Annotated in this window: 20 protein-coding genes, 1 pseudogene and 1 riboswitch; of the genes and pseudogenes, 8 read left to right on the plus strand and 13 right to left on the minus strand. The window is 72.8% G+C overall.

Going from position 1 to position 26,918, the window contains the following annotated elements; translation table 11 throughout:
• Positions 1–93: 93 nt before the first annotated feature.
• The 6 genes from RIU97_RS34365 to RIU97_RS34390 all read right to left on the minus strand — a co-directional run bounded on the left by RIU97_RS34365 (position 94) and on the right by RIU97_RS34390 (position 5,649).
• Positions 94–921 carry a metal ABC transporter solute-binding protein, Zn/Mn family gene (locus RIU97_RS34365; protein ID WP_404961400.1) on the minus strand — a complete coding sequence of 276 codons (828 nt, stop codon included), beginning with the start codon at positions 919–921 and terminating at the stop codon, positions 94–96.
• Positions 879–1,745: a metal ABC transporter permease gene (locus RIU97_RS34370; RefSeq protein ID WP_361770708.1), complete on the minus strand. Its 867-nt coding sequence runs from the start codon at positions 1,743–1,745 to the stop codon at positions 879–881. The genes RIU97_RS34365 and RIU97_RS34370 overlap by 43 nt, the downstream gene beginning before the upstream one ends.
• The gene (locus RIU97_RS34375) at positions 1,742–2,377 is read right to left on the minus strand and encodes a metal ABC transporter ATP-binding protein (RefSeq protein ID WP_404961401.1); all 636 of its coding nucleotides are present in this window, start codon (positions 2,375–2,377) and stop codon (positions 1,742–1,744) included. The genes RIU97_RS34370 and RIU97_RS34375 overlap by 4 nt, the downstream gene beginning before the upstream one ends.
• Before the next feature lie 142 nt (positions 2,378–2,519).
• Positions 2,520–3,044, minus strand: a complete 525-nt coding sequence (locus tag RIU97_RS34380) for a copper chaperone PCu(A)C (protein ID WP_404961402.1) — start codon at positions 3,042–3,044, stop codon at positions 2,520–2,522.
• Positions 3,041–5,356, minus strand: coding sequence for a heavy metal translocating P-type ATPase (locus RIU97_RS34385; protein ID WP_404963041.1), 2,316 nt, complete (start codon positions 5,354–5,356; stop codon positions 3,041–3,043). Before RIU97_RS34385 ends, RIU97_RS34380 begins: the two co-directional genes overlap by 4 nt.
• Before the next feature lie 53 nt (positions 5,357–5,409).
• Positions 5,410–5,649, minus strand: coding sequence for a hypothetical protein (locus RIU97_RS34390; protein ID WP_404961403.1), 240 nt, complete (start codon positions 5,647–5,649; stop codon positions 5,410–5,412).
• A 204-nt stretch (positions 5,650–5,853) separates the two neighbouring features.
• On the opposite strand from RIU97_RS34390, the gene tsaD reads away from it, so the two are divergent.
• Positions 5,854–6,912, plus strand: a complete 1,059-nt coding sequence (gene tsaD, locus RIU97_RS34395; protein ID WP_404963042.1) for a tRNA (adenosine(37)-N6)-threonylcarbamoyltransferase complex transferase subunit TsaD — start codon at positions 5,854–5,856, stop codon at positions 6,910–6,912.
• A 12-nt stretch (positions 6,913–6,924) separates the two neighbouring features.
• On the opposite strand, the gene RIU97_RS34400 is transcribed toward tsaD, so the two are convergent.
• From RIU97_RS34400 to RIU97_RS34415, 4 genes and pseudogenes are all read right to left on the minus strand, one after another.
• A complete protein-coding gene (locus RIU97_RS34400) occupies positions 6,925–7,800 on the minus strand; it encodes an ABC transporter ATP-binding protein (RefSeq protein WP_404963043.1) in 876 nt (291 codons plus the stop codon).
• On the minus strand, positions 7,770–8,771 hold the full coding sequence (locus tag RIU97_RS34405) for a FecCD family ABC transporter permease (protein ID WP_404961404.1): 1,002 nt from the start codon (positions 8,769–8,771) through the stop codon (positions 7,770–7,772). Before RIU97_RS34405 ends, RIU97_RS34400 begins: the two co-directional genes overlap by 31 nt.
• A 116-nt stretch (positions 8,772–8,887) precedes the next feature.
• A complete protein-coding gene (locus RIU97_RS34410) occupies positions 8,888–9,877 on the minus strand; it encodes an ABC transporter substrate-binding protein (RefSeq protein WP_404961405.1) in 990 nt (329 codons plus the stop codon).
• 375 nt (positions 9,878–10,252) lie between these two features.
• A riboswitch (cobalamin riboswitch) is annotated at positions 10,253–10,479 on the minus strand.
• 277 nt (positions 10,480–10,756) lie between these two features.
• Positions 10,757–11,200: pseudogene (locus RIU97_RS34415) on the minus strand (agmatine deiminase family protein); the annotation flags it as partial.
• Between the two features lie 297 nt (positions 11,201–11,497).
• Here RIU97_RS34415 and RIU97_RS34420 point away from each other — a divergent pair.
• Together RIU97_RS34420 and RIU97_RS34425 are read left to right on the plus strand one after the other, a co-directional pair.
• On the plus strand, positions 11,498–12,331 hold the full coding sequence (locus RIU97_RS34420; protein WP_404961406.1) for an ABC transporter ATP-binding protein: 834 nt from the start codon (positions 11,498–11,500) through the stop codon (positions 12,329–12,331).
• A gap of 115 nt (positions 12,332–12,446) precedes the next feature.
• Positions 12,447–14,516 carry a SpoIIE family protein phosphatase gene (locus RIU97_RS34425; protein ID WP_404961407.1) on the plus strand — a complete coding sequence of 690 codons (2,070 nt, stop codon included), beginning with the start codon at positions 12,447–12,449 and terminating at the stop codon, positions 14,514–14,516.
• A 49-nt stretch (positions 14,517–14,565) separates the two neighbouring features.
• Here RIU97_RS34425 and RIU97_RS34430 read toward each other — a convergent pair whose 3' ends face one another.
• The 3 genes from RIU97_RS34430 to RIU97_RS34440 form a co-directional block, all read right to left on the minus strand.
• Positions 14,566–16,065, minus strand: coding sequence for a carboxylesterase/lipase family protein (locus tag RIU97_RS34430; RefSeq protein ID WP_404961408.1), 1,500 nt, complete (start codon positions 16,063–16,065; stop codon positions 14,566–14,568).
• 111 nt (positions 16,066–16,176) lie between these two features.
• On the minus strand, positions 16,177–17,757 hold the full coding sequence (locus tag RIU97_RS34435; RefSeq protein ID WP_404961409.1) for a carboxylesterase/lipase family protein: 1,581 nt from the start codon (positions 17,755–17,757) through the stop codon (positions 16,177–16,179).
• Between the two features lie 13 nt (positions 17,758–17,770).
• Positions 17,771–19,117 (minus strand): M20/M25/M40 family metallo-hydrolase, encoded by a 1,347-nt coding sequence (locus RIU97_RS34440; RefSeq protein WP_404961410.1) that lies wholly within the window; start codon positions 19,115–19,117, stop codon positions 17,771–17,773.
• 121 nt (positions 19,118–19,238) lie between these two features.
• On the opposite strand from RIU97_RS34440, the gene RIU97_RS34445 reads away from it, so the two are divergent.
• The 5 genes from RIU97_RS34445 (at position 19,239) to RIU97_RS34465 (ending at position 26,850) form a co-directional block, all read left to right on the plus strand.
• Entirely contained in the window at positions 19,239–19,985 is a 747-nt protein-coding gene (locus tag RIU97_RS34445; RefSeq protein WP_404961411.1) for an SAM-dependent methyltransferase, read from the plus strand.
• 404 nt (positions 19,986–20,389) lie between these two features.
• Positions 20,390–20,629: a hypothetical protein gene (locus tag RIU97_RS34450; RefSeq protein WP_383570534.1), complete on the plus strand. Its 240-nt coding sequence runs from the start codon at positions 20,390–20,392 to the stop codon at positions 20,627–20,629.
• Positions 20,630–20,727: 98 nt separating this feature from the next.
• Positions 20,728–21,534: a hypothetical protein gene (locus tag RIU97_RS34455; RefSeq protein ID WP_404961412.1), complete on the plus strand. Its 807-nt coding sequence runs from the start codon at positions 20,728–20,730 to the stop codon at positions 21,532–21,534.
• Entirely contained in the window at positions 21,531–23,852 is a 2,322-nt protein-coding gene (locus tag RIU97_RS34460; protein WP_404961413.1) for an NHLP family bacteriocin export ABC transporter peptidase/permease/ATPase subunit, read from the plus strand. The genes RIU97_RS34455 and RIU97_RS34460 overlap by 4 nt, the downstream gene beginning before the upstream one ends.
• Positions 23,853–23,904: 52 nt before the next feature.
• Complete coding sequence (locus tag RIU97_RS34465) at positions 23,905–26,850, plus strand: NHLP bacteriocin export ABC transporter permease/ATPase subunit (protein ID WP_404963044.1); 2,946 nt, start codon at positions 23,905–23,907, stop codon at positions 26,848–26,850.
• Positions 26,851–26,918: the final 68 nt, after the last annotated feature.

Genomic DNA, 26,918 nt, shown 5'->3' on the forward strand with positions numbered 1-26,918 from the left:
GCGCCGCGCCGGCCGGGCCCCGCCCCAGCAGGAACGGGAGGGCACGCGCCCAGCGCGTGCCCTCCCGTCGTCGCTACGCCGTGCGGCGCGCGGTCACGAGGCGCCCATGGCCTTCTTCAGCTCGGCCGCCGCGTTGCGGTAGACCGGCAGTAGGTCGAGGTCCTCGCCCGGATAGTTGACGATCTTGACCTGCTTGGCGCCGGAGTCGGGCAGGACCGTACCGGTGGACATGTGGGCGTTGTCCAGGACGAGCGCAGGCTTCTTCGCGGAAAGATCGGCGAGCTGCGCCGGGGTGACGGCCTCGGGCCCGAACGTGCCCACGGGGGTGGCGCCCGAGAGCTTCGCGGCCCAGGCGGTGAAGACCTGGGTGACGACGGAGGGGCTCTTGCCGCCGGGCCAGGCCGCCTGGACGTCCTTGTTCAGCTTCGCGTACTCGGTGTCGAAGCCGGTCTTCCACTGAGTGGCGGCGTCCGCCGTGCCGAAGAGAGCACCCAGCTTGTCGACCTCGGCCTTGACCTTGTCGGGGTCGTTGTCGAGGTTGACCTCGACCAGCTTCGCCTTGGAGCCGGCGGCTTCCTTGATCTTCGCGGCGTACGGCTCGAACGGCGCGTAGAGCACGAAGTCGGCCTTGGCGACGGCGGCGAGGTCCGAGGGCTTCGGGTCGTAGTCAGGGGCGTGGTGCACGGACTGCGGGACGATGACCTTGACGTCCTCGGCCCCCGCGGCCTTGGCGAACGCGCCCTCCCAGGTGGTGGTCACGACCACCACGGGCTTGTTCTTCCCGGCCGGGGCGCCGGCCTTCGCCGGGCCGTCGGCGGCGGCGCTGGTGCCGGTGTCGCCGTCGCCTCCGCAACCGGCCGTGAGGAGGACTGCCGCGCTCAGTGCGAGGAAGGAAGAGATACGGACGCCGGTGCGCGCCATGAGCTGATTCTCCGTTCGGGTATGAAGTGCACGGCGAGGACGAGCGCCCCCGCCGTCAGGACGAGGACCGGGCCGGGCGGCCAGTCCAGCCACAGGGCCAGCAGGAACCCCGTCAGGTTGACGACGACGCCGATGCCGACCGCCCACAGGGTGATCGACCGCAGCGAACTGCCGAGGCGGCGGGCCGCGAGCGCGGGCAGCAGGGTCAGCGCGTCGACGAGCAGGGCGCCGGTGAGCTTGATGGCCCCGGCGACCGCGATGGCGACGAGCACCAGGAGGGCCGCCGTCAGTGCCCGCACGGGGACGCCGGAGCACTGCGCGAGCTCGCGGTCGTAGAGGAGCAGGCCGATCTCGCGGCGCCGCCACCAGAACAGACCGGGGACCACCACGGCGAGCACCCCGAGGACGACGAGATCGGCGGTGCCCACCGACAGGATCGAGCCCCACAGCAGGGCGAACGCGCCGGAGGCGTTGACTCCCGACACGGCGAGCAGGAGGAGGGCCGCCGCGATGGCCAGGCTCATCAGCAGCCCCATCGCCCCGGACAGCCCGTCCGGGGTACGGGCGAGCGGGGCGACGCCCGCGCCGGCCAGGGCGCAGGCCACCAGAGCGCACAGCATGGGGTCGAGGCCGGTGAGCAGGCCGACCGCGATACCGAGCAACGCGACGTGCATCATCGCGAACCGCACCGGCATGATGTCGAGCCCGACGATGACCACCCCGATGACGGGCAGGCCGACCGCGGCCAGCAGCAGGGCGATGCCCGCCCGTTGCACGGGCAGGAGCTGCAGGAGTTCGCCCAGGTCGGCGGTGGCGAGTGTCACCGGACCTCCCGCAGCCGGCCCGCGGCCATCTCCAGTACCCGGTCGCAGCGCTCCGCCAGCGTGCGGTCGTGCGTCACCACGACGAGGGTCACCGGCAGGGAGGTGAGGACGTCCGCCGCTTCCTCCTGGCCGTCGAAGTCGAGGGCGGCGGTGGGCTCGTCGGCCAGGAGCACCTGTGCCCCGGCGGCGACACAGCCGATCGCCCGGGCCAGGTACATGCGCTGCAACTGCCCCCCGGAGAGGGTGTGCAGCGGCCGCCCGGTCAGCGGACCCACCCCGAGCCGGTCCGCGGCCTCGGCCGCGTCCCCCGGAGCGCCGCTGCTCGCCAGCAGCTCGCCGCCGAGCAGCGGGAAGCGCCCGGCGGCCGGCTTCTGCGGGATCCAGGCGCAGGCCCGGCGCCGCCAGGCCCACTCCGCGGCCGAACCGGTGCCGCGTCCGCCGACCGTGATCGAGCCCGACACCTGCCGGTGGAGGCCGAGCACGGCACGCAGCAGCGTGGTCTTGCCCGAACCGTTCGTTCCGGTCAGGGCCACCCGCTCACCGGCCGCGATCTCCAGATCCACCTCGGCGACGGCCTCCACCCGGCCGTGCCGGCAGGCCACCTCGCGCATGTGGACGTCCAGCCCGCCCATCACTCGTCCCTCGATCCTCCGCGGCAGGATGACTTCGCCGCGGTGTCCGCCCCTTACGCCGCAGTAGTCGGACGGCGCGGGCTCCGGGTTCCCGAAGACGGAAAGATCGCACGAGACCTGAAGAAGTGCGACGAAGAGCGGTTCAGCTGCCGGGCCGCACGACGAACGCCACGGCCTCGACGGGCCCGCTGTTGCGGAAGTGCAGGACGAAGGGCACGGCGTCACCCACCTGCCAGCGGCCCTTGACCGTCATCATCACGTCCAGCGTGCTGGGGGACATCTGCAGCGTCGAGCCGGCGGGGATCTCCGCCGAGGGGGCCATGCGCATGGAATCCGCCCCCGCGGCACTCGTGTGCCGGCTCAGCATCACCGCCTCCACGACGGGGGAGGTGACGGAGACCAACTGGTCGCCGGACCCCCCGGTGTTCGTGATCCGGAAGAACGCGGCGGTGCGCTCCTTGTCGGCGTACGGCAGGAAGACCCGCCCGAGACCGACCTCGATGCGGGCCGGAGTGCCCGCCGCTCCCGCCGTGGTCCAGGCGGTCAGCCCGACCAGGGCCGTGAGACAGGCGGTCACCGGTGCGAGCACGGAGATCAGCCCCTCGCGCAGCCGGCGGCTGCGGAACCAGGCCTCGGCCGGCGACGTGGGGGGAAGGGGACCGGTCATCGCTGGAAGTCCTTTCGGCCGGAACGGGGTGCCGCCACGCCGCCGTGGCGCTTCGGTGAGGGCTGCCAGGCCCGCAGGCGCAGGCTGTTGCCGACCACCAGCAGCGAGCTGGCGGACATCGCGGCCGCGGCGACCATCGGGTTGAGCCAGCCGGCCGCGGCGAGCGGCACGGTGACCGCGTTGTAGCCGAACGCCCAGACGAGGTTGGCGCGGATCGTCCCCAGGGTGCGACGGGCCAGCCGGACGGCGTCCGCCACGGCCTCGATGTCACCGCGCACCAGCGTCACGTCGGCCGCTCCGATCGCCACGTCCGTACCGCTGCCCATGGCGATGCCGAGATCGGCGCGGGCCAGGGCGGCGGCATCGTTCACACCGTCGCCGATCACCGCCACCCGGCGCCCCTCCTCCTTCAGGCGGGTCACCAGTTCGGCCTTGCCCTCCGGAGTGCAGCGCGCATGGACCGCGGCGATGCCGAGCTGCGCGGCGACCGTACGAGCCGTGGCATCGCGGTCACCCGTGGCCAGCACCGGTTCCACTCCCAGCCGGCGCAGCCCGTCCACGGCCCGGTAGCTCCCGGGGCGCAGGACGTCCCCGAGGGCGATCAGGGCCTCGTCGAAGCCGTCCACCCGGACCAGGACGGGCGTGAGAACGGCCGCTTCCGCCTGGGCCAGCGCCTGCACCAGCGACTTCGGCAGGCCGTCGTCGGGGGAGAGCACGTCGACGCGCCGCCCCTCCACGAACCCGGTGACGCCCGCCCCGGGAGTGGCCAGGAAGCCGGTGACCGGTGGCAGCGTGCCCCCGGTCTGTGCGCGCTGCGCGTACGCGGCGAGGGCGCGGCCCAGCGGATGCTCCGAGCCCTGCTCCACGGCCCCGGCCAGGCGCAGGACCGCCTCGCGCCCGATGCCGCCGCTGACCGCGGTGACGTGGACGACGCTCATGTGTCCGGTGGTGAGCGTGCCCGTCTTGTCCAGGATTACGGTGTCCACGTGCCGCAGTGCCTCCAGCGCCTGCGGACCGCTGACCAGCACGCCCAGCTGCGCGCCCCGGCCGGTCGCGGCCAGCAGCGCGGTGGGGGTCGCCAGCCCCAGCGCGCACGGACAGGCGACCACGAGGATCGCCACCGCCGCGGTCACGGCCGCCTGTGGATCCGCCCCGGCGCCGAGCCAGAAACCGAGGACCGTGACCGCCAGGGTCAGGATCACCGGCACGAAGACCCCGGCCACGCGGTCGGCCAGCCGCTGGGCCCGCGCCTTGCCCGCCTGGGCCTCGGTGACCATGCGGGTGATCCGGGCGAGCTGGGTGTCCGCGCCGACCGCGGTGGCCCGTACGAGGAGCAGCCCGCCGGCGTTGACGGCGGCGCCCACCACCTTCCGGCCGGGCCCCACCTCCACGGGATCGCTCTCACCGGTGACCAGGGACAGGTCCAGGGCAGAGCTGCCGGAGACCACCACGCCGTCGCTGGCTACCCGTTCGCCGGGCCGCACGAGGAACTCCTGCCCCACCCGCAGCTGTTCCACGGGGATCCGCCGCTCCGTGCCGTCCTCCCGTACGGTCACGTCCTTGACGGCGAGCCCGGCCAGTGAGCGCAGGGCCGCGCCGGTGCCGCGCCGGGCCCGCGCCTCCAGATGGCGTCCGGCCAGGACGAACAGGGGAACTCCGACGGCGGCTTCCAGGTAGACGTGCGCGACCTCCCCTCCCGCCGAGGGGAGGAAGGTGAACGGCATCCGCATGTCCGGATCGCCGGCGCCGCCGAGGAAGAGCGCGTACAGGGACCAGGAGAACGAGGCGGCGACCCCGAGGGAGGCCAGGGTGTCCATGGTGGCCGCCGCATGCCGCAGTCCGCGTACCGCCCGCAGGTGGAAGGGCAGGGCGCTCCACACGACCACCGGAGCGGCGAGAGTGAGGCACAGCCACTGCCAGTTGCGGAACTGCAGGGCGGGCACCATCGACAGCACGAGGACCGGGACGCAGAGCAGTACGGTGATCAACAGCCGTTCGCGCTCCAGGCGTTCCCCTTCGCCTTCGCCGTCGCCGGGCGGCTCCACCGGCGGGGACCCCTCACGCGGGGACTCCTCACGCGGGGACTCCTCACGCGGGGACTCCTCACGCGGGGACTCCTCACGCGGTACGGGCGCCGGGGGTGGCTCGGCGGTGTAACCCGCGCGCTCCACCGCCTCGACCAGGTCCTGGACGGTCACGGCCGGCGGATGGCTCACCCGCGCCTTCCCGGTGGCGAGGTTGACCGTCGCGGTCACCCCGTCGAGCCGCGCCAGCCGCTTCTCCACCCGGTTCACGCAGGCCGCGCACGTCATACCGCCGACGGTCAGATCGGTCGTGGTCAGGGTGCCGGCCGCGGCGTCCGCGGTCACCGCCCGCTCCCCGGATGCGTACCGCCCATGCCGCCCATGTCACCCGTACCGCCGCCGGATCCCGCATCGGAGCCGGTCCGGTGCAGGCCGGGAGCGACCGGCCCGGCGGCCGATCCCACCCCGTAGGAGAGGGCGAACACGGCTGCGAGGAGCACGACGAAGCCGGCCAGGGCCGGCGGCGGCGCCCAGCGCGGCCAGGCGGGGCGGGGGCGGGTCTCGGGTTGCCTTCCGGTCATCGGCTCTCCAGATCCTGGGTACGTGTACGGCGCTGCTCCCGTCGCGGTCATCCGTGCGCGAGCCGCCGGAGAGGTAGTCGTGCGGGGTGCGGTACGAGTTCCCGCCGGCACCCGTTCGCGTCGAACCCCTTCCGGCGGCGTACCTTATTGCGACCAATGTGCAACTGCTTTATGGATGCGAAAGAGGATCTGGTGGGCTCTCCTGTGGTGCTGGGCATCGAGTCGTCGTGTGACGAGACCGGTGCCGGGATCGTGTCCGACGGCCGGCTGCTCGCGCACGTGGTGGCGTCGAGCATGGACGAACACGCGCGGTTCGGCGGGGTGGTGCCGGAGATCGCCGCCCGCGCCCACCTCCACGCCTTCAACCCCGTCGTACGGGAGGCCCTGGACCAGGCGGGGCTGCGGATCTCCGACATCGACGCCGTCGCGGTCACCACCGGACCGGGCCTCTCGGGCGCGCTGCAGGCCGGGCTGGCCGGTGCCAAGTCCCTGGCCTACGCGGCCGGCGTGCCGCTGTACGGCGTGCACCACCTGGCCGGACACGTCGCCGCCGACACCCTGGAGCACGGGCCGCTCCCGAACCCGTGCATGGTGCTGATCGTGTCGGGCGGGCACACCTCGCTGCTGTTCGTACGGGACCTCGTCCGCGATCCGATCCTGCACCTCGGCGACACGGTGGACGACGCGGCCGGGGAGTGCTTCGACAAGGTGGCCCGGGTCTTCGGCCTGCCCTATCCGGGCGGGCCGGCCATCGACCGGGCCGCCCGCGGCGGCAACGGCCGCGCGGTGGCGTTCCCGCGCCCGCTCACGCGTCCTGGAGACGCCCCGTACGCCTTCTCCTTCTCCGGGCTGAAGACCGCCGCCGCGCGCTGGGCCGAACAGCACCGGCTGCGCGGCGAGGAGATCCCGCTGGCCGACGGCGCCGCCTCCCTCCAGGAGGCCGTGGCGGACGTGCTCACCCGCAAGGCCCTGGCCGCCTGCCGGGAGTACGGAGTGCGGACGCTCGTCGTGGTGGGCGGGGTCGCCGCCAACTCGCGGGTGCGCGCACTGGCGGAGGAACGGTGCGCGGCGGCCGGGGTCGAGCTGCGGGTGCCTCCGCTGACCCTGTGCACCGACAACGGGGCGATGATCGCCGCCGTCGGCGACCTCCTGGTGCGGTCGGGCTCGGCTCCGGCGCAGCTCGACGTCTCGATCGACCCGTCGGCGCCGCTGGAGTACGCGGCCCTGCACCCCGTCGCCCGCACTGCCGCGAGGGCCGCGTGAGCGGCGTACCGGTCAGTCCCGGCGAACGGCCGGCTCCCCTCCCTCCGGTGCCCCGTCGGCCGGCCCCTCGTAGCCGGGCAGGACGCTGACGAACGGCACCCCGGTGCGCGGATGCTCGATGACCTCGGCCTCGACCTCGTACACCTCGGACAGCAGCGGCGCCGTCAGCACCTCCGAGGGCTGCCCGGTGGCGACGACGCGGCCGCCCGTCATCACGCAGATCCGGTCGCAGAACGCCGCGGCGAGGTTCAGGTCGTGCAGCGCGACGACGGCGGTGACGCCGAGGCGCCGCACGAGCCGCAGTGCGTCCAGCTGGTGACGCAGGTCCAGGTGGTTGGTCGGTTCGTCGAGCACCATGGTCCCCGTGCGCTGGGCGAGCGCGCGGGCGATCAGGACCCGCTGCTTCTCCCCGCCCGACAGCCGGTCGAACGGCGCGTGCGCGAGGGAGCCGACGCGCAGCTCCGCCAGGGACCGGGTGATGATCTCGCGGTCGTCCGCGTCATCGCCCGCGAAAGCCCGCTTGTGCGGGGTGCGGCCCATCGCCACCACGTCGTACACGGTCAGTTCGAAGTCCCCTGACGTCTCCTGCAGTACGGCCGCGAGGTGCTGGGCGAGGCGTTTGCCCGGCATCCGCCAGACGTCCTCGCCGTCGAGCAGGACCCGGCCCGATGTGGGCCGCACCGCCCGGTAGAAGGTGCGCAGCAGGGTGGACTTGCCGGCGCCGTTGGGGCCGACGAGGCCCACGACCTCGCCGGCCGACACGTGCAGGGACGCCTGGTGGACCAGTGCCTTGCCGTTCACCACGACGCTGACGTCCTCGGCGCGCAGGTATCCGGGCTCTCCGGTCGGTCGGTTGGTCACCGGGCGGCCTTCCGTCGCATCAGCCAGAGGAAGAAGGGACCGCCGACGAGGGCGGTGAGGATGCCCACGGGTATCTCCTCCGGGCTCATGAGCGTGCGCGCGGCCAGATCGGCGGAGATCAGGAACGCCGCCCCCAGGAGGGCCGCGGCGGGCAGCGCACGGCGGTGGTCGGCGCCCACGAGCAGCCGCACCACGTGCGGCATGATCAGTCCGACGAAGCCGATCTGCCCGCTGACCGCGACGATCGTGCCGATCATCAGGGCCACCAGCGTGAACAGGGCGCCGCGGAACCGGTGTACGTCCAGACCGAGGGCCGCGGCGGCCTCCTCCCCGGCCAGCAGGAGGTTGAGCGGACGGCAGACACCGAGGAGAACGGCCGTCCCGAGCAGGACCGCACCGACCGGGATCCACACCGTCGTCCAGGTGGTCCCGGCCAGTCCGCCGAGCATCCAGCGCAGTGCGGACTGGGTCTTGTGCGGGTCGTTCGAGGTGATGATCAGGAAGCTGGCCAGAGCCGACAGCACCTCGGCCGTGGCCACACCCGCCAGGACCAGCCGTACCGTCGTCATCCGCCCGCCCGAGCGGGCCAGGAAGTAGACGGCGACCAGGGCGGCCAGGGCCCCGCAGAACGCGGCCACCGGCAGGGTGAACAGCCCGAACACCGTCAGGTTCAGGACCAGCACGAGCACCGCGCCGACCGACGCGCCCGAGGAGACGCCCAGCAGCATCGGATCGGCCAGCGGGTTGCGGACCAGTGCCTGAAGCGCCATTCCGGCCACCGACAGGCCCGCGCCGACCACCCCGGCCAGCAGCACCCGGGGCAGGCGGACGTCCATGACGATCGTCTCGCGCACCGGGGTCCACGCCGGCTCGGCGAGGGACGGGTGCACGCGGTGCAGCAGGATGCCCCACACCTGGTCGGCCGGGACGCTGATCGAGCCGGCCGCGATGCCGGCCGTGGCGGCGCCGACCACCAGCGCGCCCAGGAGGGCCAGCACGACGGCGTACGGGATCCCGGGGCGCCGCGCGGGCCCTGGCCGGCCTGCCTCGCGAGGGCCGGACCGGCGTTCCTCATGGAGGCCGGCCCCCACGGGTGCCGGAGCCTTCGCCCCGGTCACTGGACGAGGCCCGGGTGGAGCTGACGCGCCAGCGACTCGACGGCCGACGGCACCCGCACGCCGACCACGGTGGAAGACAGCGGCAGGACCGCGAACCGCTGGTTCCTGATCGCGGGCACGTCCTTCAGCGCCGGATGGGCGAGCAGGAACTTCTTCTTGTCCTCGACCGACCGGTCGCCGTAGTCGTAGATGACGATGGCCTCGGGAGCGCGCTGCGCCACCTGCTCGAACGAGACGTCGCCGAAGGCCTTGTCCAGGTCGGCGAAGAGGTTCACCCCGCCGGCCCGGCGGATCATCTCGTTGCCGATGCCCTTGCCGCCCGCGGTGAAGGCCGTCTTGTCGCCGCTGTCGTACACGAAGAGCTTGACCGCGGTGACGCCGGTGAGCCCGGCCTCGACCTTGTCGAGGGTGGCGTGCAGCTTCCCCAGCTGCTCCTCGGCCCGCTCGGGCACGCCGAAGACCTTGGCGACCGCGCGGATCTCCTCGTCCATGGCGGCCACGTCCACCGGGCCGGTGGGGCACTCCTCGGTGTTGAGGCGGGTGTTGATCCCGGCCTTGGCGAACGCGGCCCGGCTGCGTCCCTCCTTCTCGTCGAAGGTGGAGGTCCACCCGCCGTAGACGAAGTCGGGCTCGGCCTCCAGGAGTGCCTCGAAGGACGGGTACTCCTTGGAGAGGACCTTCACGCTGTCGTAGGCGGCCTGGTACTCGGGGAGGACCTTGTCGTCGAGATAGCCCGTCCCCACCATCGACTTCTCCAGGCCGAGCGCCAGCATCACCTCGGTCGCGTGCTGGTTCAGCGACACCGCGCGCTGCGGCGGACGCTGATAGGTGCTCGTCACCCCGCAGTTGGTGACCGTGACGGGAAAGCCCTCGGCGGTCGTGCCCGGCGAGGGGGTGGCGGAGGGCGCGGTGCCGCCTCCGCAGCCGGATATCAGCAGGGCGACGGCGAGCGCGGACAGCACGGCCTTCGGGTGGTTGCGGGGCATGGGTGGTCCTCTCACCGCGGATGGATCGGATGTTCTTCACGCCCTGTCAGGGGCACAGGGCACGGGGCACAGGAGCGAGCGGGCGCACGGGGCCGGGCGGGGTGAATCGCGCCACGGCTCGCGGGGACGGCAGGCGGCGGCCCCGCACGGCGGCCACGGCGCCTGGGGGCAGGGCGTCGCACGGGACGCCCGGGCGGCCCGTCGTCTACGAGGGGATCGGCCCCGGGACGTCGACGTCGACGTCGAGATCGGGGAGGCCGGTGTCGTGCTCAACGCACCCAGCGGTGGTGACGGTCTGGTCGGCCACGTCAACTCTCCTTCGCGAGTCGCGGCAGAAAGGCCCCGGGGAGGCGTGCCCCGGGCCCCCGCACGACGCTTCGTCATGCGGGCAGTGGCAGGTCTTCGGACTCGCGGGCGCGCCTGCCGGTCTCCCGGCGGGCACCTACTGGCCGTCGCTTCCCGGGACCGGTTCCGGTCCCAGTGCGTATGACGGCGGTCGTTCCCACTCACCGCTGCGGGGCAGTCCCGGATTCCCACCGGGTTCCCTCTTACGACGCGCCCCGTCCGGCTGACGGGTGCGAACCAGCTGCGCTCACAGCCTACCCGCGAGGCCCGCACCCCCCGGCCGCCCCTGCCCGGCCGGGGGCGGGACGCACCACCGCAGCTGGGCCGGAGGCCACAACTCCGCCTCCGGCCCAGAGGACGGTCACGCGCCGAGGCCCCGCGGCGTGCCCGGACACCTCCGTGTACGCCTTGCTTCGTGCTGCCCTGCCCGCATTCTGGGCAGCCTCGGCGCCGCCCTCTTCCTCCCCCTCTGCTCCTGGATCGTCTCGTCGTTCCGCAACCGGACCGCCGGACCGCCGGACCCCCGGCCGGAGTTCAGGAGGTGCCGGCGGGCTTCCCGGGCTGGTCGTGGGTCGAGCAGTGGATGCCGCCGCCGCCCGAGGCGATCGTGTCGACCGCGACCGGCACGTTGTCCCGCTCGGGGAAGTGCTCCTGCAGGATCCCGCGGGCCTTGTCGTCGGCTTTGCGGTCCCCGAACTTGGGCATGAGGACGGCATCGTTGGCGATGTAGAAGTTGGCGTACGTCGACACGAAGTCGTCGCCCTCACCCGTGATCCTGTCCAGGTCGGGCTGCGGCAGGCCGATGACCTCGAAGCGCCGCCCGCGTGCGTCCGCCGCCTTCGACAGGACGGACTTGGCCCGGCCCGCGGAGCGTGACCAGGAGTCCGCCGGGGTGCTGGGGTGCGCGCGGTCCAACAGGACCGCACCGGGCGCGGTGAAGCGCACCAGGCTGTCCACGTGGGCGTCGGTGATGTCCTCCATCAGTTCGGCGACACCCAGGCCGATGCCGCGGCGCGTCGTCGGACGGCTCAACATCGACCGCCTCGGGGCCGGTGGCGGCGGCATCCGCTGCGTGACCCAGCAGCAGCCGGTGCCGTAGGCCACGGGTGGCAGGCCGGCGCCCGCGCGGCCGCCGGCCTGCCCCTCCCGTGAACGCGAGCGGCCACGAGGCCCTGTTCCAGCGCGAATATCGCGCAATATCGGCGATCGACATTTCAGCGCGATATGATCTCTCCTGATCATCGTCGCGCGTATCAGCGCCAGGCAGGAGCCCCCATGGACACGCCCGCGCAGCCTCGGACCGTCGCTGCGCTCAACGCCGCGAGCGTGCGCCGTTTCACCACCGGGCTGGTGATCCTCGACCGGATCGACTGGACCGTACGCTCCGGCGAGCACTGGGCGCTGCTCGGCGCGAACGGCGCGGGCAAGACGACCGTGCTGCGCCTCGTCGGCGCGCTGATGCACCCCACCGACGGCACCGTGGAGATCCTCGGCCACCGGCTCGGCCGCGTGGACCTGCGCGCACTGCGGGCGCGCATCGGCCTGGTCTCCAGCGTGCAGCGCGGTCCCGAGAACGAGACCGCGCACACGATCGTCCTGACCGGAGCCACCGGGACCGTCCAGCCGCTGTGGCGCACGTACGACGCCGCGACCCGGGAGCGCGCCCACGACCTGCTCGCCGAGCTGAACTGCAAGGACCTGGCCGACAGGCCGTACGGCGTGTGCTCGGGCGGCCAACGCGCCCGCATCCTCATCGCCCGCGCGCTCATCGCCGACCCGTCCCTGCTGCTCCTCGACGAGCCGTTCAACGCGCTCGACCTGCCCTCCCGCGAGGACCTGATCGACGCCCTGCACCGACTCGCCGGCGGTCGCCCGGACCTGGCGACCGTCACGGTCACCCACCACGTGGAGGAACTGGCCCCGAGCACCAGCCACGCGCTGCTGCTGCGCGAGGGCCGCGTCCATGCGACGGGCCCGGTCGCGGCCGTCCTGACCGGCGACCTGCTCACCACGTGCTTCGGCCGCCCCATCGAGGTCAGCCGCCACGACGGCCGCTGGGCGGCCCGGTCCGGCCGCGGGCAGCGGTCACCGGGCGCCGAGGCGCGCTGACCCTCGACCCGCGCTGACCCGGCCGTGGCCGCAGGAGCCGCCCGGCGGAGCCTGCCGCGGGTCGCCGGGTCCTCCCTCCGGGACGATACTGAAGGTCACGGTGCGTGGAGGCGACATGCGTGAACCGGAGCGGCGTGGCCCGAGGCCGGCCGCGGTGCCCGTCAGCGAAACGGCAGCCGTCGTACTGGACGACGCAGGCGTGGTCGTCGCCCGTTCGGAACGGGCCGCGACGCTGCTGGAATGCTCACCGGGCCAGCCCTGTGCTCCCTTGCTGGGGCTGCTGCCGCGCGCCGGAGCGGAGGCCGGACCGGTCGGGCGCACGGTGGCCATCCCCGGCAGCGACGGCGCGGGTCGAAACGTCCCTCTGGTCTGCACGGTCGTGCGCCTCGCCGCCCGCACTCCGGGCCATCGCGACGCCGAGGCGCAGTGGCTCGTCCTGGTCACCCTGGAGGACACCGCGGCGGAGGCGGCCGAGCCCGACTCGGAGCGACGCCGCAAGAGGCTGTCCCACACGGCCGCCGCGAGCATCGGGGCCTCCCTGGACGTGACGGACATGGCCCAGGTCCTCGTGAACCTGCTCGTCCCCGACTTCGCCGACCTGGCGACCGTGGACCTCGCCGAGCCGGTGCTGGTCGGCGACGAGCCGCTGCCCCTCGACACCAGCGGCGAGGTCCGCCTGCGCCGGACCGCCGCCGCGCAGAGCCCCGGGGTTTCCGCGGAGGACCTCCTGCCGGTCGGCGAGTCACTGCCTCCCGTACCGGACACGGACGTGATGCGCCCGCTCATGGCGGGACGGCCCGTGCTGGTGTCCGACGTCGACGTGCTCCGCGCGGCGCTCGGGGTGGACGCCGAGACCCTGCGCCTGTTCGTCCCGAGCGGGGCGCACTCCTCCGTAGCGGTGCCCCTGTACGCACGAGGCCTGATCCTCGGCTGCGTCACGGTCTGGCGCAGCCAGCTGCCGTCCGCCTTCGGGGAGGAGGACGCGGCGCTCCTGCTGGACGTCGCCTCCAGGGCCGCGCTCGGCGTGGACAACGCGCGCCGCTTCACGAAGGAGCACCGGTCGGTGGTGGCCCTGCAGCGAAGCCTGCTGCCGCACTCCCTCGTGAACACGGCGGCCGCGGACACGGCGGGGGTCTACCAGCCGGCGTGCGGCGGGGTCGGAGTCGGCGGGGACTGGTTCGACGTGATCCCCCTGCCGTCGTTGCGCGTCGCGTTCGTCGTCGGGGACGTCGTCGGCCACGGCCTCGAAGCCACCGCGGCCATGGCGCGACTGCGGACCGCGGTGCAGACCCTGGCCGACCTCGATCTGGATCCGGGCGAGCTGCTCACGCACCTGGACGACCTGGTGCTCGGCTTCTCCAGCGAGCAGATGAGCGGCGCGTCCCGCGCGGAGCCCGCCGTGCTCGGAGCGACGTGCCTGTACGCCGTCTACGACCCGGTGACGAGTCGATGCGTCGCCGCGACCGCGGGACATCCGCCGCCGGCCCTGCTGCCCCCGGGGGAGGAGCCGTTCTTCCTGGGCATGGCGCCGGGACCGCCGCTGGGCGTCGGCGGAATGCCCTTCGAGGTATCCGAGTTCGGCGTACCACCCGGCAGCACGATGGCGTTCTTCACGGACGGACTCGTGGCGCGCCGCGGCGGCGACATCGAGGAGGGTCTGGAGAGACTGCGGAGCTCCCTCGCCGGCGCCGGATCGAGCCGGCCCCTGGGCGAGGTCAGCCAGAGCGTGTTCGACAAGGTGCTGCCCCAGGAGCCAGCCGACGACGTCGCCCTGCTGCTCGCCCGCACCCGCGCCCTCTCGTCCGATCAGGTCGCCGAGTGGGAACTCGAAGCCGACCTTTCTCTCGTCGCGCACGCCCGTGAGCTGGTGGTGGGCCAGCTGTCGGGCTGGCAGCTGGACGAACTGAGCTTCGTGACGGAGCTCGTCGCCAGCGAACTCGTCACGAACGCGATCCGCTACGCGGGCGGCCCGGTCGGGCTCCGGCTGATCCGCGACCGGGTGCTCGTGTGCGAGGTGTCCGACCCCAGCAGTACTCAGCCGCGCCTGCGCCGTGCGCGGGAGACGGACGAGGGCGGGCGCGGCCTGTTCCTCGTCGCCCAGCTCACCGACCGGTGGGGCTGCCGGTTCACCAGCAGTGGGAAGACCATCTGGACCGAGCAGCCCATAGACGGGTCCCTCGGCTAGGTTCCTGCGTCAGCGCGTCAGCGCGTCAGCGCGTCAGCGCGTCAGCGCGTCAGTGCGGCGTGAGGCGGGAAACGGCCGTGGTGACGGTGTCGAAGCGCAGGGTGGTGCGGGACCGCAGGTCGTACCGGTCCCAGCGCGGCATGTCCGGGTGGTTGGGGTCGCCGGTGCGTATGAACGAGATCCACGCCCGGTGCATCGTCCTGGCGAGGCCGTCCCTGATCCGGCTGTCCATTCCCGCCAGGAACGGTGCGTGCGACCAGGCGCCGAAGTTGTCGAACACGAACGGCAGGTCCAGGCAGTGCGGGGTGCCCAGGCGGCCGTCGTGCGCGGGGGTGGGGAAGTCGAACTCGTACGCCCAGACCGGGCGGCCCCGTGCTGCCCGCGCCTCCGCGAACGCCAGGGTGGGCTTCCTGAACAGCTCGTCGGTGCTCAGGTCGATGAGGACGTCGACGGGCCGTGCGCCCGGGCGGGCGGCCTCGTACGCCGCGTAGGCATCGGCCGCGCCGTCGCCGAAGGTGTCCCGTGCCCGGCCGAGCACCTGCTCCTTGGTCGCCGACGCGTACGCCTCGCCCAGCGCGAAGCTGAAGCCCGACTCCTCCCTGGTCCAGCCGATGAGGACGTCGATGTCGGCGCCCGGACCGTCGAGCAGGTTCTCGACCGGTTGCCGCCGCGCCGTCGAGCCGTCCAGAACCGGCGGGAACGGCACGGTCCAGTGCCCCCACTCCGTGGTGTCCCTGAGGAGACCGACGGTGGCCTCGACCAGCAACGGCCATGGTGCGGTGCGCAGTTCGTCGATGTCCTTCGCGCCGGCGATCTCGAGATAGGCGGCGGTGCGGGCGAGGGACGCAGCCGGGGTGGACAGCGGCATCCCGAGCGGGACGCTCTGCAGCACGGCACGCCGGAAGAGACGACCGCCGCCCCCGTGGCCCGCGAGCGCCGCGGTGGACAGGGCGCCGGCGGACTGGCCGGCGACGGTGACGTTGTCGGGGTCTCCGCCGAACGCGGCGATGTTGTCCTGGACCCAGTGCAGTGCGGCGAGTTGATCGGTGAGCCAGAGGTTGCCGTGCTCGGCGCCGTCGTCCGACTCGAAGTAGAGCAGGCCGAGCGGGCCGAGCCGGTAGTTGAGGTTCACCACGACCAGGTCGCCGTTCCGCGCGAAGGTCTCGCCCGAGTAGTTCGGCATCGCGCCGGACCCGGACAGGAAGGCGCCGCCGTGGATCCAGACCAGGACCGGCCGGCGCGCCTCGTCCGTGCCGGGCGTCCACACGTTCAGCGTCAGGCAGTCCTCGTCGAAGGGCGGGAGGCCGTGGCTGCCGAGCACGGGGTCGCCCTCGCGCACGGCTTGCGGGGAACCGGGCCCGTACGAGGAGGCGTCGAGGACCCCGCTCCAGCCCGGATGCGGCTGAGCGGGGAGCCACCTGAGGGATCCGACGGGCGGCGCGGCGTAGGGCACGCCCTTGAACACGGCGAGGCCGTCTTCGACGACGCCCCGGATCCGCCCCGAGCGGGTGGTCACGACGGGCGCGGTGCGGTCCTGAGCGAGAGCCATGCGGTGCTTCCTTCCATGACGGTGGTGTCGCGGGATACGCCCGCCTGAGCGGCGGCCGGGTCACGGCCGCGCGGGGGAGACGGGGCTGGGGAGGGACCGGTGCCGGGGTGGTCAGAGCCCGGACTTCTCCTGCCAGATCCGGCCGGACGCCCGGAGCGGATCCTCGACGACCGACGGCTCGACGTCCCAGATGCGGGTCATCGGCCGCTCCTGCGTGAAGGGGGTCCATCCGGGGTCCCCCGTGGTGGCGAAGGAGATCCACGAGGCACGAAGCCGCTCGGACAGGCGGGTGAACTCCGGGGAAGGGGCCTTGCCGCCGAAGAGGAATTCCGCCAGGGGCCCCCGCGCGTGGCCGAACGTCGCCGGGATGTCCATGGTGTGGCAGGCGCCCAGGGCCCCGCCGAAGGCCGGGCTGCTCCAGGTGAAGTCGTAGAGCCAGGCCCGGCCGCCCGCGGCGGCGTGTGCCTGCGCCAGCCACGTCGAGGGCATCCGGAACAGGGCGTCGGAGTACATGGCCACGTACAGCTGTGGATCGGTCAGGCCCGGGTGGGCGGCGCGGTATTCGGTGACCGCACGGTGGCCCAGTCCCAACTCCTCGGCGACGACGCCGAGGTCGAGGTCGCGGATCTTCGCCGAGGGGCCTGACGGCTTTCGCGACGCCCGCTCGCGGAATCCCGCGCGGGCCGCCGCGAGCATCATGGGCAGGGCCCTGACCATCGCCGAGGCTTTGATCTTGACGAGGCCGCGCTCCATCGCGAACAGCGTGAACTCGTCGTGCGTGTAGCCCGTGACGAGGTCCACGTCGCTGGCACACCCCGACCGAAGTGCGCGCCACGGCTCGTCCACGACGGTGACGCCGTCGATGACGGGCGAGAACGCGGTGATCGCCTCGGGAGTCGTCCAGTCCGACGGCTTCGCACGCATCGCCGGCAGGGGCGCGTCCTGCACGGCCAGCAGTGCCTCGGGGGACAACGAGGCGAGGTTCTCGGGGCCCACACCGGCCGCCTCCCCGATCAGCGCGGCGATCCGCCGGGCCTCGTCCTCGGGCAGGAACCGCCCGGCCATGCTCTGGACGATGGCGCGACGGAACAGACCGCGCGCGGCGGGCGCCGACATCAGCGCGGCGACGGACGCACCTCCACCGGACTCGCCGAAGATCGTCACGTTGTCCGGATCGCCGCCGAAGGCCGCGACGTTCTCGCGTATCCAGGTGAGGGCGGCGGCCTGATCGAGGAAGCCCCGGTTGGCGGGGGCGCCCGGCACGTGGCCGAACCCCTCGAAGCCGACGCGGTAGTTGAACGTCACGAGTACGACGCCGCCCCGGGCCAGTACCTCTCCGTCGTGCAGGGGATCGGCGGAGTGACCCGTCTTCCACCCGCCGCCGTAGATCCACACCATGACCGGCAGCCGGTCACCGGCTCCTCCCGGGGTCCACACGTTCACGCTGAGACAGTCCAGGCCGTCCTCCGGCCGCCACGCCGGGGGCATGCCGGGGACCAGCGGCAACTGCGGCGGTACGGCGCTGAAGGACGTGGCCGGCCGGATCCCTTCCCAGGCGGGGACCGGGACCGGGGCCCGGAACCTGAGGGGCCCTTCCGGGGGGAGGGCGTAGGGAATGCCCTTGAAGACCGACAGCCCGTCTACGGCCGTGCCTTCGACCTTGCCGGTCAGGGTCTCGATGACAACACCCATGGGGTGGTTCCTTTCAGGTGGAGAGTCTGAGGACCGCGTCCAGCAGGCATTTCCCGCCGAACATCAGGTCGGTGATCCGGGCGTGCTCGTCCGGCGCGTGGATGAGCCGCATGACGTCCGCGTCACTCGCGGAGGGGAAGAAGCCGATCACCTTCGTGTCGGGGAAGGCGCGGGCGTCCGTGGAGGCCGGGTTGATGTACGGAAGCACCCGCGCCCCCGGTTCGTGGGCCGCGACCGTATCGCCGAGAACCCGCAGGAGCTCCGGGTCGTCGTGGACGGCGCGGCTCTCCCTGCCGTGCAGCAGCGACACCTCCACACGGTCCCCGACCGCCTTCCGCACCTCCGCCACCCAGTCCTCGGGCTGCTGTCCGGGCAGCAGGCGGCCGTCCAGCACCACGCTCGCCTCGACGGGCACCACGTTCTGCCGCTGCCCCGCGGACAGCAGCGTCGGAGTGGCGGTGTTGTGCAGCCCGGCGACCACGAACTCGCGCAGGACCGGATCGATGGGCAGGCTGCTCGCGCCCGCCCACGTGGGAGCCTCCAGCAGGCGCTCGATCGCCTGCGCGCCCGGCCCGGAGTGCAGCTCGGCCAGCGTGCTCAGCATGCGGCGGGCGGCCGGATGCAGCACGGACGGGGGCGCGTAGGCGCGCAGCCGGAGCAGGGCCTCGGCGAGCGTGAAGACCGCCGCCTCCGAGCGCGGGACGGAAGCGTGGCCCCCCTGACCGCGCGCGGTGATCCGCATCCGGGCGCTGCCCTTTTCGGCCACCTGGACGGTGTAGACGGGGCCGCCGGGCGTCAGGAAACGCTGCCCGCCGCCTTCGTTGAACGCGAACTCGGCCTCGACGAGACTTCGGTGGTTCTCCCACAGCCAGTACGCCCCCAGCCGGCTGCCGGCCTCCTCGTCGGCGGTGACCGCCAGCAGCAGATCCCGGCGCAGCCGTATCCGGTGCGCGGCGATGAGCTGCATCACCAGCAGGCTCGCGGCGACCTGGCCCTTCATGTCCAGCGCCCCCCGGCCCCACACACGGCCGTCGGCCACCTCGCCGGAGAAGGGGGGCCGGCTCCACTGGTCGGGCTGGGTGCCGACCACGTCCGCGTGGCCCAGCAGCATGAGCGGCGGTTCCTGTCCCGACCCCGGAAGCCGGGCGACGAGGTTGGCCCGGCCCGGTGCGGACTCCAGCACGGTGTGCGCGATGCCCAGGGGGGACAGCTCCCGGGAGAGGTGGCGCGCGACGGCGATCTCGTGGCCCGGCGGGTTCGAGGTGTCCAGCCGGATCAGTGCCGAGAGCAGGCCGACGAGGTGCCGTTCCTGTGCGGCCCAGGAGAACGGCAGCGGCATCGGCTCGGGTGTGGTGCACATGGACGCTCCGGAGCTCCTGAAAAGGCGCAGACATCTGCTGTTACACGTGTAACCATCTCTGGTGGTTCTGTTTAGCACCCTGTCGAGCCCCGCGCCAGCCCATCACCCGGAGGTTTCTCTCATGGCTCACGACTGCGAGACCCGCGTCGCGGAAGCCCTGCAGGCCGGCATGACGGGCTGGGACTTCAGCTGGCTGAAGGGCCGGGCGGACGGCGGGGGCCCCACCTGGGACTACGGACGGCTCGCCCGCGCCCGGCTCTCGCACGCGCGAAGCCTCCTGGACATCGACACCGGCGGCGGTGAGTTCCTCGCCTCGCTCGCCCCGCTGCCGCCCGCCTCCGCGGCCACCGAGAACTGGGCGCCCAGCCTCCCCCTGGCCCGGCAGCGCCTCACCCCGCTGGGGGTGGAGGTCCACCAGGCATCGGGGCTGAACCTGCCCTCCGGACGCTTCGACCTGATCCTCAACCGGCACGGACTGCTGGATGCGGCGAGCGTCCGCGCCGCGCTGGCGCCGGGCGGCCGGCTCCTCACCCAGCAGGTGGGCGGCCGGAACCAGTTGGAACTGAACGAAGCCGTCGGCATCCCCTCGCCGGCCGATCCCGACGGCTGGACCCTGGACGTCGCCGTACGGGCACTGGAGGGTGTGGGCCTGCGCGTGACCACGGCGCGTGAGGAGATGAGCCCGTACACCTTCCGCGACATCGGAGCGGTGATCTTCCAGCTGCGTGCGATCCCCTGGCAGTTCCCCGGGTTCGAGCCGTCCGCGCACGAGCCCGCGCTACGCCGACTCCACCGGCACATCGCAGGCGCGGGCGGATTCACCGTGCACGACCACCGGTTCCTGATCGAAGCGAGAGCGGGGAGCTGAACGCCCGCACACCGGGTGTAACGAGCCCGTCACCCCGCGCGTCTTCCGGAAACCTGCACATCGTGTCCGCGATCGCTCCCGCCGGCCTCCTTCGCCCGGCGGTATGGCGGATATGTCCCATCTGATTCGTGGGACCTTGTCCTGTTTGGTTCTGTGTAAGCAGCGGACGGCCCATATCTGTTACTCGATCCTGTGAAGAAGCCGTCACCATTCCGTGAATCAAGCTGCACGCCGGTCCGCAGAGGCGGGCATCCGCCCGTGATGGGGGGTCAACGGGATTGGGTGGGCAGCCCGTTCGCGTGCTTTCATCTTGCCCATTGCGGCAGTCGGGAATGGCGCCCGAGTTTTGGGCCGCCCGGCCGCCGCAGGCTGTGAATTCCTCCCCCCAATGAAAGGTGCGCGTCATGCGTAACGACATCGAGACCCGTGAGATCGACGACACCGAGCTGGACGCCGTCTCCGGCGGCATCATCAGCGTGTCCGGCGGCCTGGCCGGCGCCGTGACCAGCGATGTCAGCGGCGTCGTTGGCGTCGTGGGCTCCCTCCACACCGTCCAGGCCGCGCAGGGCATCGTCTCCCACGTCCCCGGTCTCGTCACCGGCATCACCGGCGTTTCGCTGAACACCGGCCGCGCCGGTCTCTGATCGCGAAATCCCATGAACCCCGGAGCGTCCCCCACGGCTCCGGGGTTCCTGGCTGCCCGCCTGCCCGGCAGACGTAAATGCAGTGGAAGGAATGATCCGTGCAGTTTCGCCAAAAGGCTCTTTCCAAGCTGCAATCGCCCGAAGAACTCGACCTGCCCGTTCGCTTTGCGCGCCCACAGGGGCGCCTCGTCCTGGCCGTCACGGTCGTCGTCATCGCAGCCGCGGGCTTCTGGGCCTTCACGGGCACCGTGTCCTCCAAACTGAGCGCCCCCGGCATCCTCACCCGGGCCGAGGGCAGTTACGTGCTGCAGACCCCGGTCGCGGGCCAGGTGACCGGAGTCCTCGCCGAGGAGGGTCAACTGCTGGCCGCCGGTGCCCCCCTGCTCAACGTCCGTACGGAGCAGGGGGACCGCCCCGTGCGCGTGGTGACCGCCGGCCGGCTGACGACACTCGTGGCCAAGGTGGGTTCGGTCGTCGCCACGGGCGCGGACGTGGCGACCGTGGAACGCGTGAGGGACTCGGAGGAGCCCCTGGTGGCCGTCCTGTACGTGCCGGGTGGCAGCGGCTCGGCGATCCCCGTCGGCGCCCCGGTCGACCTGAGCGTCCAGTCCGTCCCGCAGCAGCAGTTCGGCATGCTGCGCGGCCGCGTCAAGGCGGTCGGCCGTGCGCCCCAGACGCCGGCGCAGATCGGCGGCTTCCTCGGCGACAGCGGGCTCGCCGAGCAGTTCTCCGGCCACGGCAACCCGGTCGCCGTCCTCGTCCAGCTGGAACCCTCCTCCTCCACCAAGTCCGGCTACCGGTGGTCCTCCGCGGACGGGCCCCCGTACGCCGTCGACTCGCGGACGCCGGTCACCGGCGCCGTCCACCTCGCCGCACGGCGCCCCGTCGACTGGCTGCTCCCATGACCGCGCCCCAGACCTCCCCGCAGACCTCCCCGCAGACCGGGGCCCGGCCGCAGGCCCCGCAGCTCCCTCCCCCCGGACGCCGGCGCCACCGCCCCGAGCCCAAGGGGGGCGGCCGCCGCAGGTCCGCGTCCGCCCGTACGGTCCCCAGGACCCCCAGGGGCAAGGCGCCCCGCCCCGTACGCACCCCCACCGTGCTGCAGATGGAGGCGGTGGAGTGCGGCGCCGCCGCCCTGGCCATGGTGCTCGGCCACTACGGCCGCTTCGTCCCCCTCGAAGAACTGCGCATCGCCTGCGGCGTCTCCCGCGACGGCTCCCGCGCCAGCAACCTCCTCAAGGCCGCCCGCGGTTACGGGCTGAAGGCCAAGGGCATGCAGATGGACCTGGCCGCGCTCGCCGAAGTGAGCGCCCCGGCCGTCCTCTTCTGGGAGTTCAACCACTACGTCGTCTACGACGGCATGAGCCGGCGGCTCGGCCGCAGGGGCGTGTACGTCAACGACCCCGGTAAGGGCCGCCGGTTCGTCCCCATGGACGAGTTCGACACCAGCTTCACCGGTGTCGTCCTCACCTTCGAGCCCGGTGACGGCTTCCGCCGCGGCGGCCGGAAGCCGGGCGTCCTGGGCGCCATGCCGGCCCGCCTGCGCGGAACTTCGGGCACCATGGCCGCCGCCGTGCTCTCCAGTCTGCTCCTGGTCGCCGTCGGCGCGACGGTACCGGCCCTGAGCCGCACGTACATCGACATGTTCCTCATCGGGGAGCAGACGTCCCTGCTGGGCGTGCTGTTCGCCTCGATGGCCGTCGCCCTCGTCCTCACCGCGGCACTCACCGCGCTGCAGCAGGCCAACCTGCTGCGCGGGCGCATCATCTCCTCGACCCTCGGCAGCGCCCGCTTCTTCCGGCACCTGCTCAGACTTCCGGTCGCCTTCTACTCCCAGCGCAACCCGGCCGACCTGGTCCAGCGCCTGCAGTCCAACGACGCGGTCGCCGAGACCCTCGCCCGGGACCTGGCCGCCGCGGGCGTGGACGCCGTGGTGGTCGTGCTCTACGCGGTGCTGCTGTGGACGTACGATCCGCAGCTCACCCTCGTCGGCGTGGCCGTGGCGCTGCTCAACGTGCTGGCGATGCGGATCGTGATCCGGCTGAGGGCCACCGGTACCCAGAAGCTGCGCGCCGAGAGCGCCCGGCTCACCAACACCTCGTACAGCGGTCTCCAGCTCATCGAGACGATGAAGGCCACGGGCGGCGAGAACGGCTTCTTCCGCCGCTGGGCCGGACAGCACGCCGTCACCCTCGACGTACAGCAGCGGCTCGGCGTGCCCAGCGCGTGGCTGGCGATCGTGGCGCCCACGCTGGCGGCGTTCAACAGCGCGCTGATCCTGATGATCGGCGGCCTGCGGGCGGTGGAAGGGCACCTCACCGTGGGTCTGCTCGTCGCCTTCCAGGCCCTGGTGACCAGCTTCACCGCGCCGATCTCCCGGCTGGGCGGCGTCGCCGGCCGGATCCAGGACTTCGCGGCCGACGTCGCCCGCCTCAAGGACGTCGAGAACTTTCCCGTCGCACCGGTCCACGCGCGGCGCGAGCCCGCGGCCGGCACCCGGCGCCTCAAGGGCCAGGTGGAGCTGGAGCACGTCACCTTCGGCTACAGCCCACTCGACGCGCCGCTGCTCAAGGGCTTCTCGCTGTCGGTCGGACCCGGTCAGCAGGTCGCGCTCGTCGGCGGCTCCGGCAGCGGCAAGTCCACCGTCTCCCGGCTGATCTCCGGCCTCTACACACCCTGGGAGGGGGCCATCCGCATCGACGGGATGCGCCTGGAGGACATCCCGCGCGGCGCGCTGGCCGCTTCCGTCTCCTTCGTCGACCAGGACGTCTTCCTCTTCGAGGGCACCGTCCGCGACAACGTCACGCTGTGGGACCCCACCATCGCCGACGAGGCCGTCATCGCCGCGCTCGAGGATGCCGCCGTGCACGACGTGATCGCCCGCCGCCCCGGCGGCATCCACAGCCGCGTCGAGCAGGACGGCCGCAACTTCTCCGGCGGCCAGCGCCAGCGGCTGGAGATCGCACGCGCGCTGGTGCGCCGCCCCAGCGTCATGGTCCTCGACGAGGTGACCAGTGCCCTGGACGCGGTGACCGAGCAGGTCATCATCGACAACCTGCGCCGGCGCGGCTGTGCCTGTGTGGTCATCGCCCACCGGCTGAGCACGGTCCGCGACAGCGACGAGATCGTCGTACTCGACCGGGGCACGGTCGTGGAACGCGGGCGGCACGAGCACCTGGTCGCGGCGCAGGGGCCGTACGCCGCACTGGTCAAGGAGCACTGAGGTGACGCACGCGCACCACGCCACCGCCGCCGGAACCGCCACCCCCGCCGGTCTGCCGGGCGGGGCCCCGGACCCGGTCGTCGCGGCCCTGGGCGCCCTGGGCTCGCCCGTCGACTGCACGGGCCTGCGCAGCCTGTCCCTGGAGGGCCCGCTCGTCCTGTGGCTCGTCGTCGAGGGCGAGCTGGACCTGTTCGCCGTCGACGCCGCGCAGGCCGGGCACTGGCACTTCCTGGGCCGCCTGGAGCCGGGCACCCTGCTGCTGGGCCCGGCCGAGGGCCCCGACCACACCCTGGTCGGCCGGCCCCTGCAGGGGTGCCGGCTGCGCCGCATCGAACTGCGGGAGCTGTACCGCCCGGAGCACGGTGACCAGTTCCACGGCGACCAGTTCCACGGCGGTCAGTTCCACGGCGACCAGTTCCACGGCGGTCAGTTCCACGGCGACCAGTTCCACGGCGGTCAGTTCCATGCCGGCCAGTTCCACGGCGGACCGTGGTACGCCGATCAAGGGCATGACGGCGCCCCCGCCGCAGGAGGACTGAGCCCGCTCGAGGACGCCTTCGCGCGCGGCATCGGCCGCGGCCTGCGCGTGCTCTACCAAGCACCCCTGGACGGCAGTGCCACCACCGGCCACGGCGGCGCCGACGACGACATCCTGTGGATGCAGATCACCCCCGGCAGCGTCCAGTACGGCGCGGTGTACGAGGCGGAGGCGGTCGGCACCCTTCTCGTCGACGCGGCGATGTGGCAGGGCATGGTCGACCAGCAGCACCGCCTGCTGTACGCCCTGGACGGCTGGATCGAACAGCAGGAGCGCGCGCACGAGGACCGCACGGCCGCCGGCATCGAGGCCGGCCGGGCAGCCCGTACCCAGGCGGACCGGACGCTGCTGGCGTCCATCGACCGCTCCGGCCGGCATCCCCACCGGAGCGGGAGCGCCGACGCGACCTTCGCCGTGTGCCGCCTGGTCGCCGACGCGGCCCGCATCGCGCTGTCCGAACCGGGCGAGGCCGGGGGCCCCGCGTCCGGCCAGACGGACCCCGTCGAACGCATCGCGCTCGCGTCGCGGATCCGCACCCGCGAGGTCAGGCTCGGCGGGCGCTGGTGGCGGGAGAACAGCGGTCCCCTGGTGGGCCGTCGCGAGAAGGACGGCACGCCCGTCGCCCTGCTGTGGCGGCGCGGCGGCTACGAGGCGGTCGACCCCGCCACCGGCACGCGCGAGCGCGTCTCCAGGATTAATGAGACCGCCTTCGAACCGCGCGCCGTCATGCTGTACCGCCCCCTGCCCGACGGACGGGTGGGCCTGCCGGCGCTGCTCCGGTTCAGCGTGCGCGGCACCTTCCCGGAGCTGCGCAGCCTGATCCTGGGCGGGCTGGTCGCGGTGGTCCTGGGCGCCCTGGTGCCCCTCGCCACCGGCCAGGTCCTCGGCCGGTACGTTCCGCAGGGCGAGAACGGCCTCATCGTGCAGACCGGGCTGGCACTGATCGCGACCGGCATCGTCTCGGCCGTCTTCATGCTCCTGCAGAACACCTCGCTCCTGCGCATGGAGGGCCGCATCGAGGCCACCCTGCAGCCGGCGGTGTGGGACAGGCTGCTGCGGCTGCCGACGAAGTTCTTCGCCGGCCGCTCCACCGGCGAACTGGCCGGCGCGGCCATGGGGATCAGCGCCATCCGCCGCGTGCTGTCCGGCATCGGCCCGGTCTGCGTACAGGCGGGCGCGGTCGGCACGATGAACCTCGTGCTGCTGCTCGTCTACAGCGTGCCGCTGGCGATGGCGGCGCTCGCCATGCTGGTCGTCATCGCAGCTGTCTTCCTGGGCCTGGGCCTGTGGCAGCTGCGCTACCAGCGCCGGCTGATCAAGCTCGGCCACCAGCTCGACAACCAGGCCTTCCAGACCCTGCGAGGCCTGCCCAAACTCCGCGTCGCCGCGGCCGAGAGCTTCGCGTACGCGGCCTGGGCACGCGAGTTCGCCCGTACCCGCGACCTGCAGCAGCGCATCGGCCGGATCCAGAACGTCATCACGGTCCTGGGCGCCGTCTACCTGCCGCTGTGCACGCTGGTGATGTTCGTGCTGCTGGCCGGACCGGCCCGCGGCGCCATGTCCGCCAGCGAGTTCCTCACCTTCAGCACCGCGCTGACGATGCTGCTGTCCTCGGTCACTCAGCTGACGGGCGCGCTCATCTCGGCCGCGGCCGTGCTGCCGATGTTCGAGCAGATCAAGCCGGTCCTGCGGGAGATTCCCGAGGTGGTCCGCTCCAGTACCCGGCCCGGCGAGCTGACCGGCGCCATCGAGGCCAAGAACCTGTCCTACCGCTATGCCGACGACGGTCCGCTGGTCCTCGACGACGTCGACTTCCGGGTACGGCCCGGCGAGTTCGTCGCCATCGTAGGGGCCAGCGGCTGCGGCAAATCCACCCTGCTCCGCCTGCTCATCGGCTTCGACAAGCCCGTCTCCGGCAGCGTGCTGTACGACGGCCAGGACCTGGCGGCGCTCGACCAGGCGGCCGTGCGCCGCCAGTGCGGTGTCGTCCTGCAGAACGCCCAGCCCTTCACCGGCTCGATCCTCGACTGCATCTGCGGCGCCGGGACGTTCTCACCGGAGGAGGCGTGGGAGGCCGCCGCGATGGCGGGGCTGGCGGAGGACATCAAGGCCATGCCGATGGGCATGCACACCATGCTGTCCGACGGCGGCGGCACCGTCTCGGGCGGCCAGCGCCAACGGCTGATGATCGCCCAGGCCCTGATCCGCAAGCCGCGCATCCTGTTCTTCGACGAGGCCACCAGCGCCCTGGACAACGAAGCCCAGCGCGTGGTCATCGAATCCACCCGCGCCCTGCACGCCACCCGCATCGTGATCGCCCACCGGCTCTCCACGATCATGGACGCCGACCGTGTGATCGCCATGTCGGAGGGCCGCATCGTCCAGCAGGGCCCGCCCGCCGAGCTGCTCGCCGACACGGCCGGCCTCTTCCACACCCTGGTCCACCGCCAACTGCGCTGACGGGCCGCCCGGCGGCTCAGATGCCCTCGACCACGAGTGCGCCACGCCCGCTTTCCCGGCTCGCCGGA

Source organism: Streptomyces sp. 147326 (genome assembly GCF_045000215.1).
GTDB lineage: Bacteria > Actinomycetota > Actinomycetes > Streptomycetales > Streptomycetaceae > Streptomyces.

Excerpts from the sequence above, each read along its gene's own strand:
- RIU97_RS34365 (WP_404961400.1), bottom strand. The coding sequence starts at position 921 with ATGGCGCGCACCGGCGTCCGTATCTCTTCCTTCCTCGCACTGAGCGCG.
- RIU97_RS34375 (WP_404961401.1), bottom strand. The coding sequence starts at position 2,377 with ATGGGCGGGCTGGACGTCCACATGCGCGAGGTGGCCTGCCGGCACGGC.
- RIU97_RS34380 (WP_404961402.1), bottom strand. The coding sequence starts at position 3,044 with ATGACCGGTCCCCTTCCCCCCACGTCGCCGGCCGAGGCCTGGTTCCGC.
- RIU97_RS34385 (WP_404963041.1), bottom strand. The coding sequence starts at position 5,356 with ATGACGTGCGCGGCCTGCGTGAACCGGGTGGAGAAGCGGCTGGCGCGG.
- RIU97_RS34390 (WP_404961403.1), bottom strand. The coding sequence starts at position 5,649 with ATGACCGGAAGGCAACCCGAGACCCGCCCCCGCCCCGCCTGGCCGCGC.
- RIU97_RS34410 (WP_404961405.1), bottom strand. The coding sequence starts at position 9,877 with ATGCCCCGCAACCACCCGAAGGCCGTGCTGTCCGCGCTCGCCGTCGCC.
- RIU97_RS34420 (WP_404961406.1), top strand. The coding sequence starts at position 11,498 with ATGGACACGCCCGCGCAGCCTCGGACCGTCGCTGCGCTCAACGCCGCG.
- RIU97_RS34425 (WP_404961407.1), top strand. The coding sequence starts at position 12,447 with ATGCGTGAACCGGAGCGGCGTGGCCCGAGGCCGGCCGCGGTGCCCGTC.
- RIU97_RS34430 (WP_404961408.1), bottom strand. The coding sequence starts at position 16,065 with ATGGCTCTCGCTCAGGACCGCACCGCGCCCGTCGTGACCACCCGCTCG.
- RIU97_RS34435 (WP_404961409.1), bottom strand. The coding sequence starts at position 17,757 with ATGGGTGTTGTCATCGAGACCCTGACCGGCAAGGTCGAAGGCACGGCC.
- RIU97_RS34440 (WP_404961410.1), bottom strand. The coding sequence starts at position 19,117 with ATGTGCACCACACCCGAGCCGATGCCGCTGCCGTTCTCCTGGGCCGCA.
- RIU97_RS34445 (WP_404961411.1), top strand. The coding sequence starts at position 19,239 with ATGGCTCACGACTGCGAGACCCGCGTCGCGGAAGCCCTGCAGGCCGGC.
- RIU97_RS34450 (WP_383570534.1), top strand. The coding sequence starts at position 20,390 with ATGCGTAACGACATCGAGACCCGTGAGATCGACGACACCGAGCTGGAC.
- RIU97_RS34460 (WP_404961413.1), top strand. The coding sequence starts at position 21,531 with ATGACCGCGCCCCAGACCTCCCCGCAGACCTCCCCGCAGACCGGGGCC.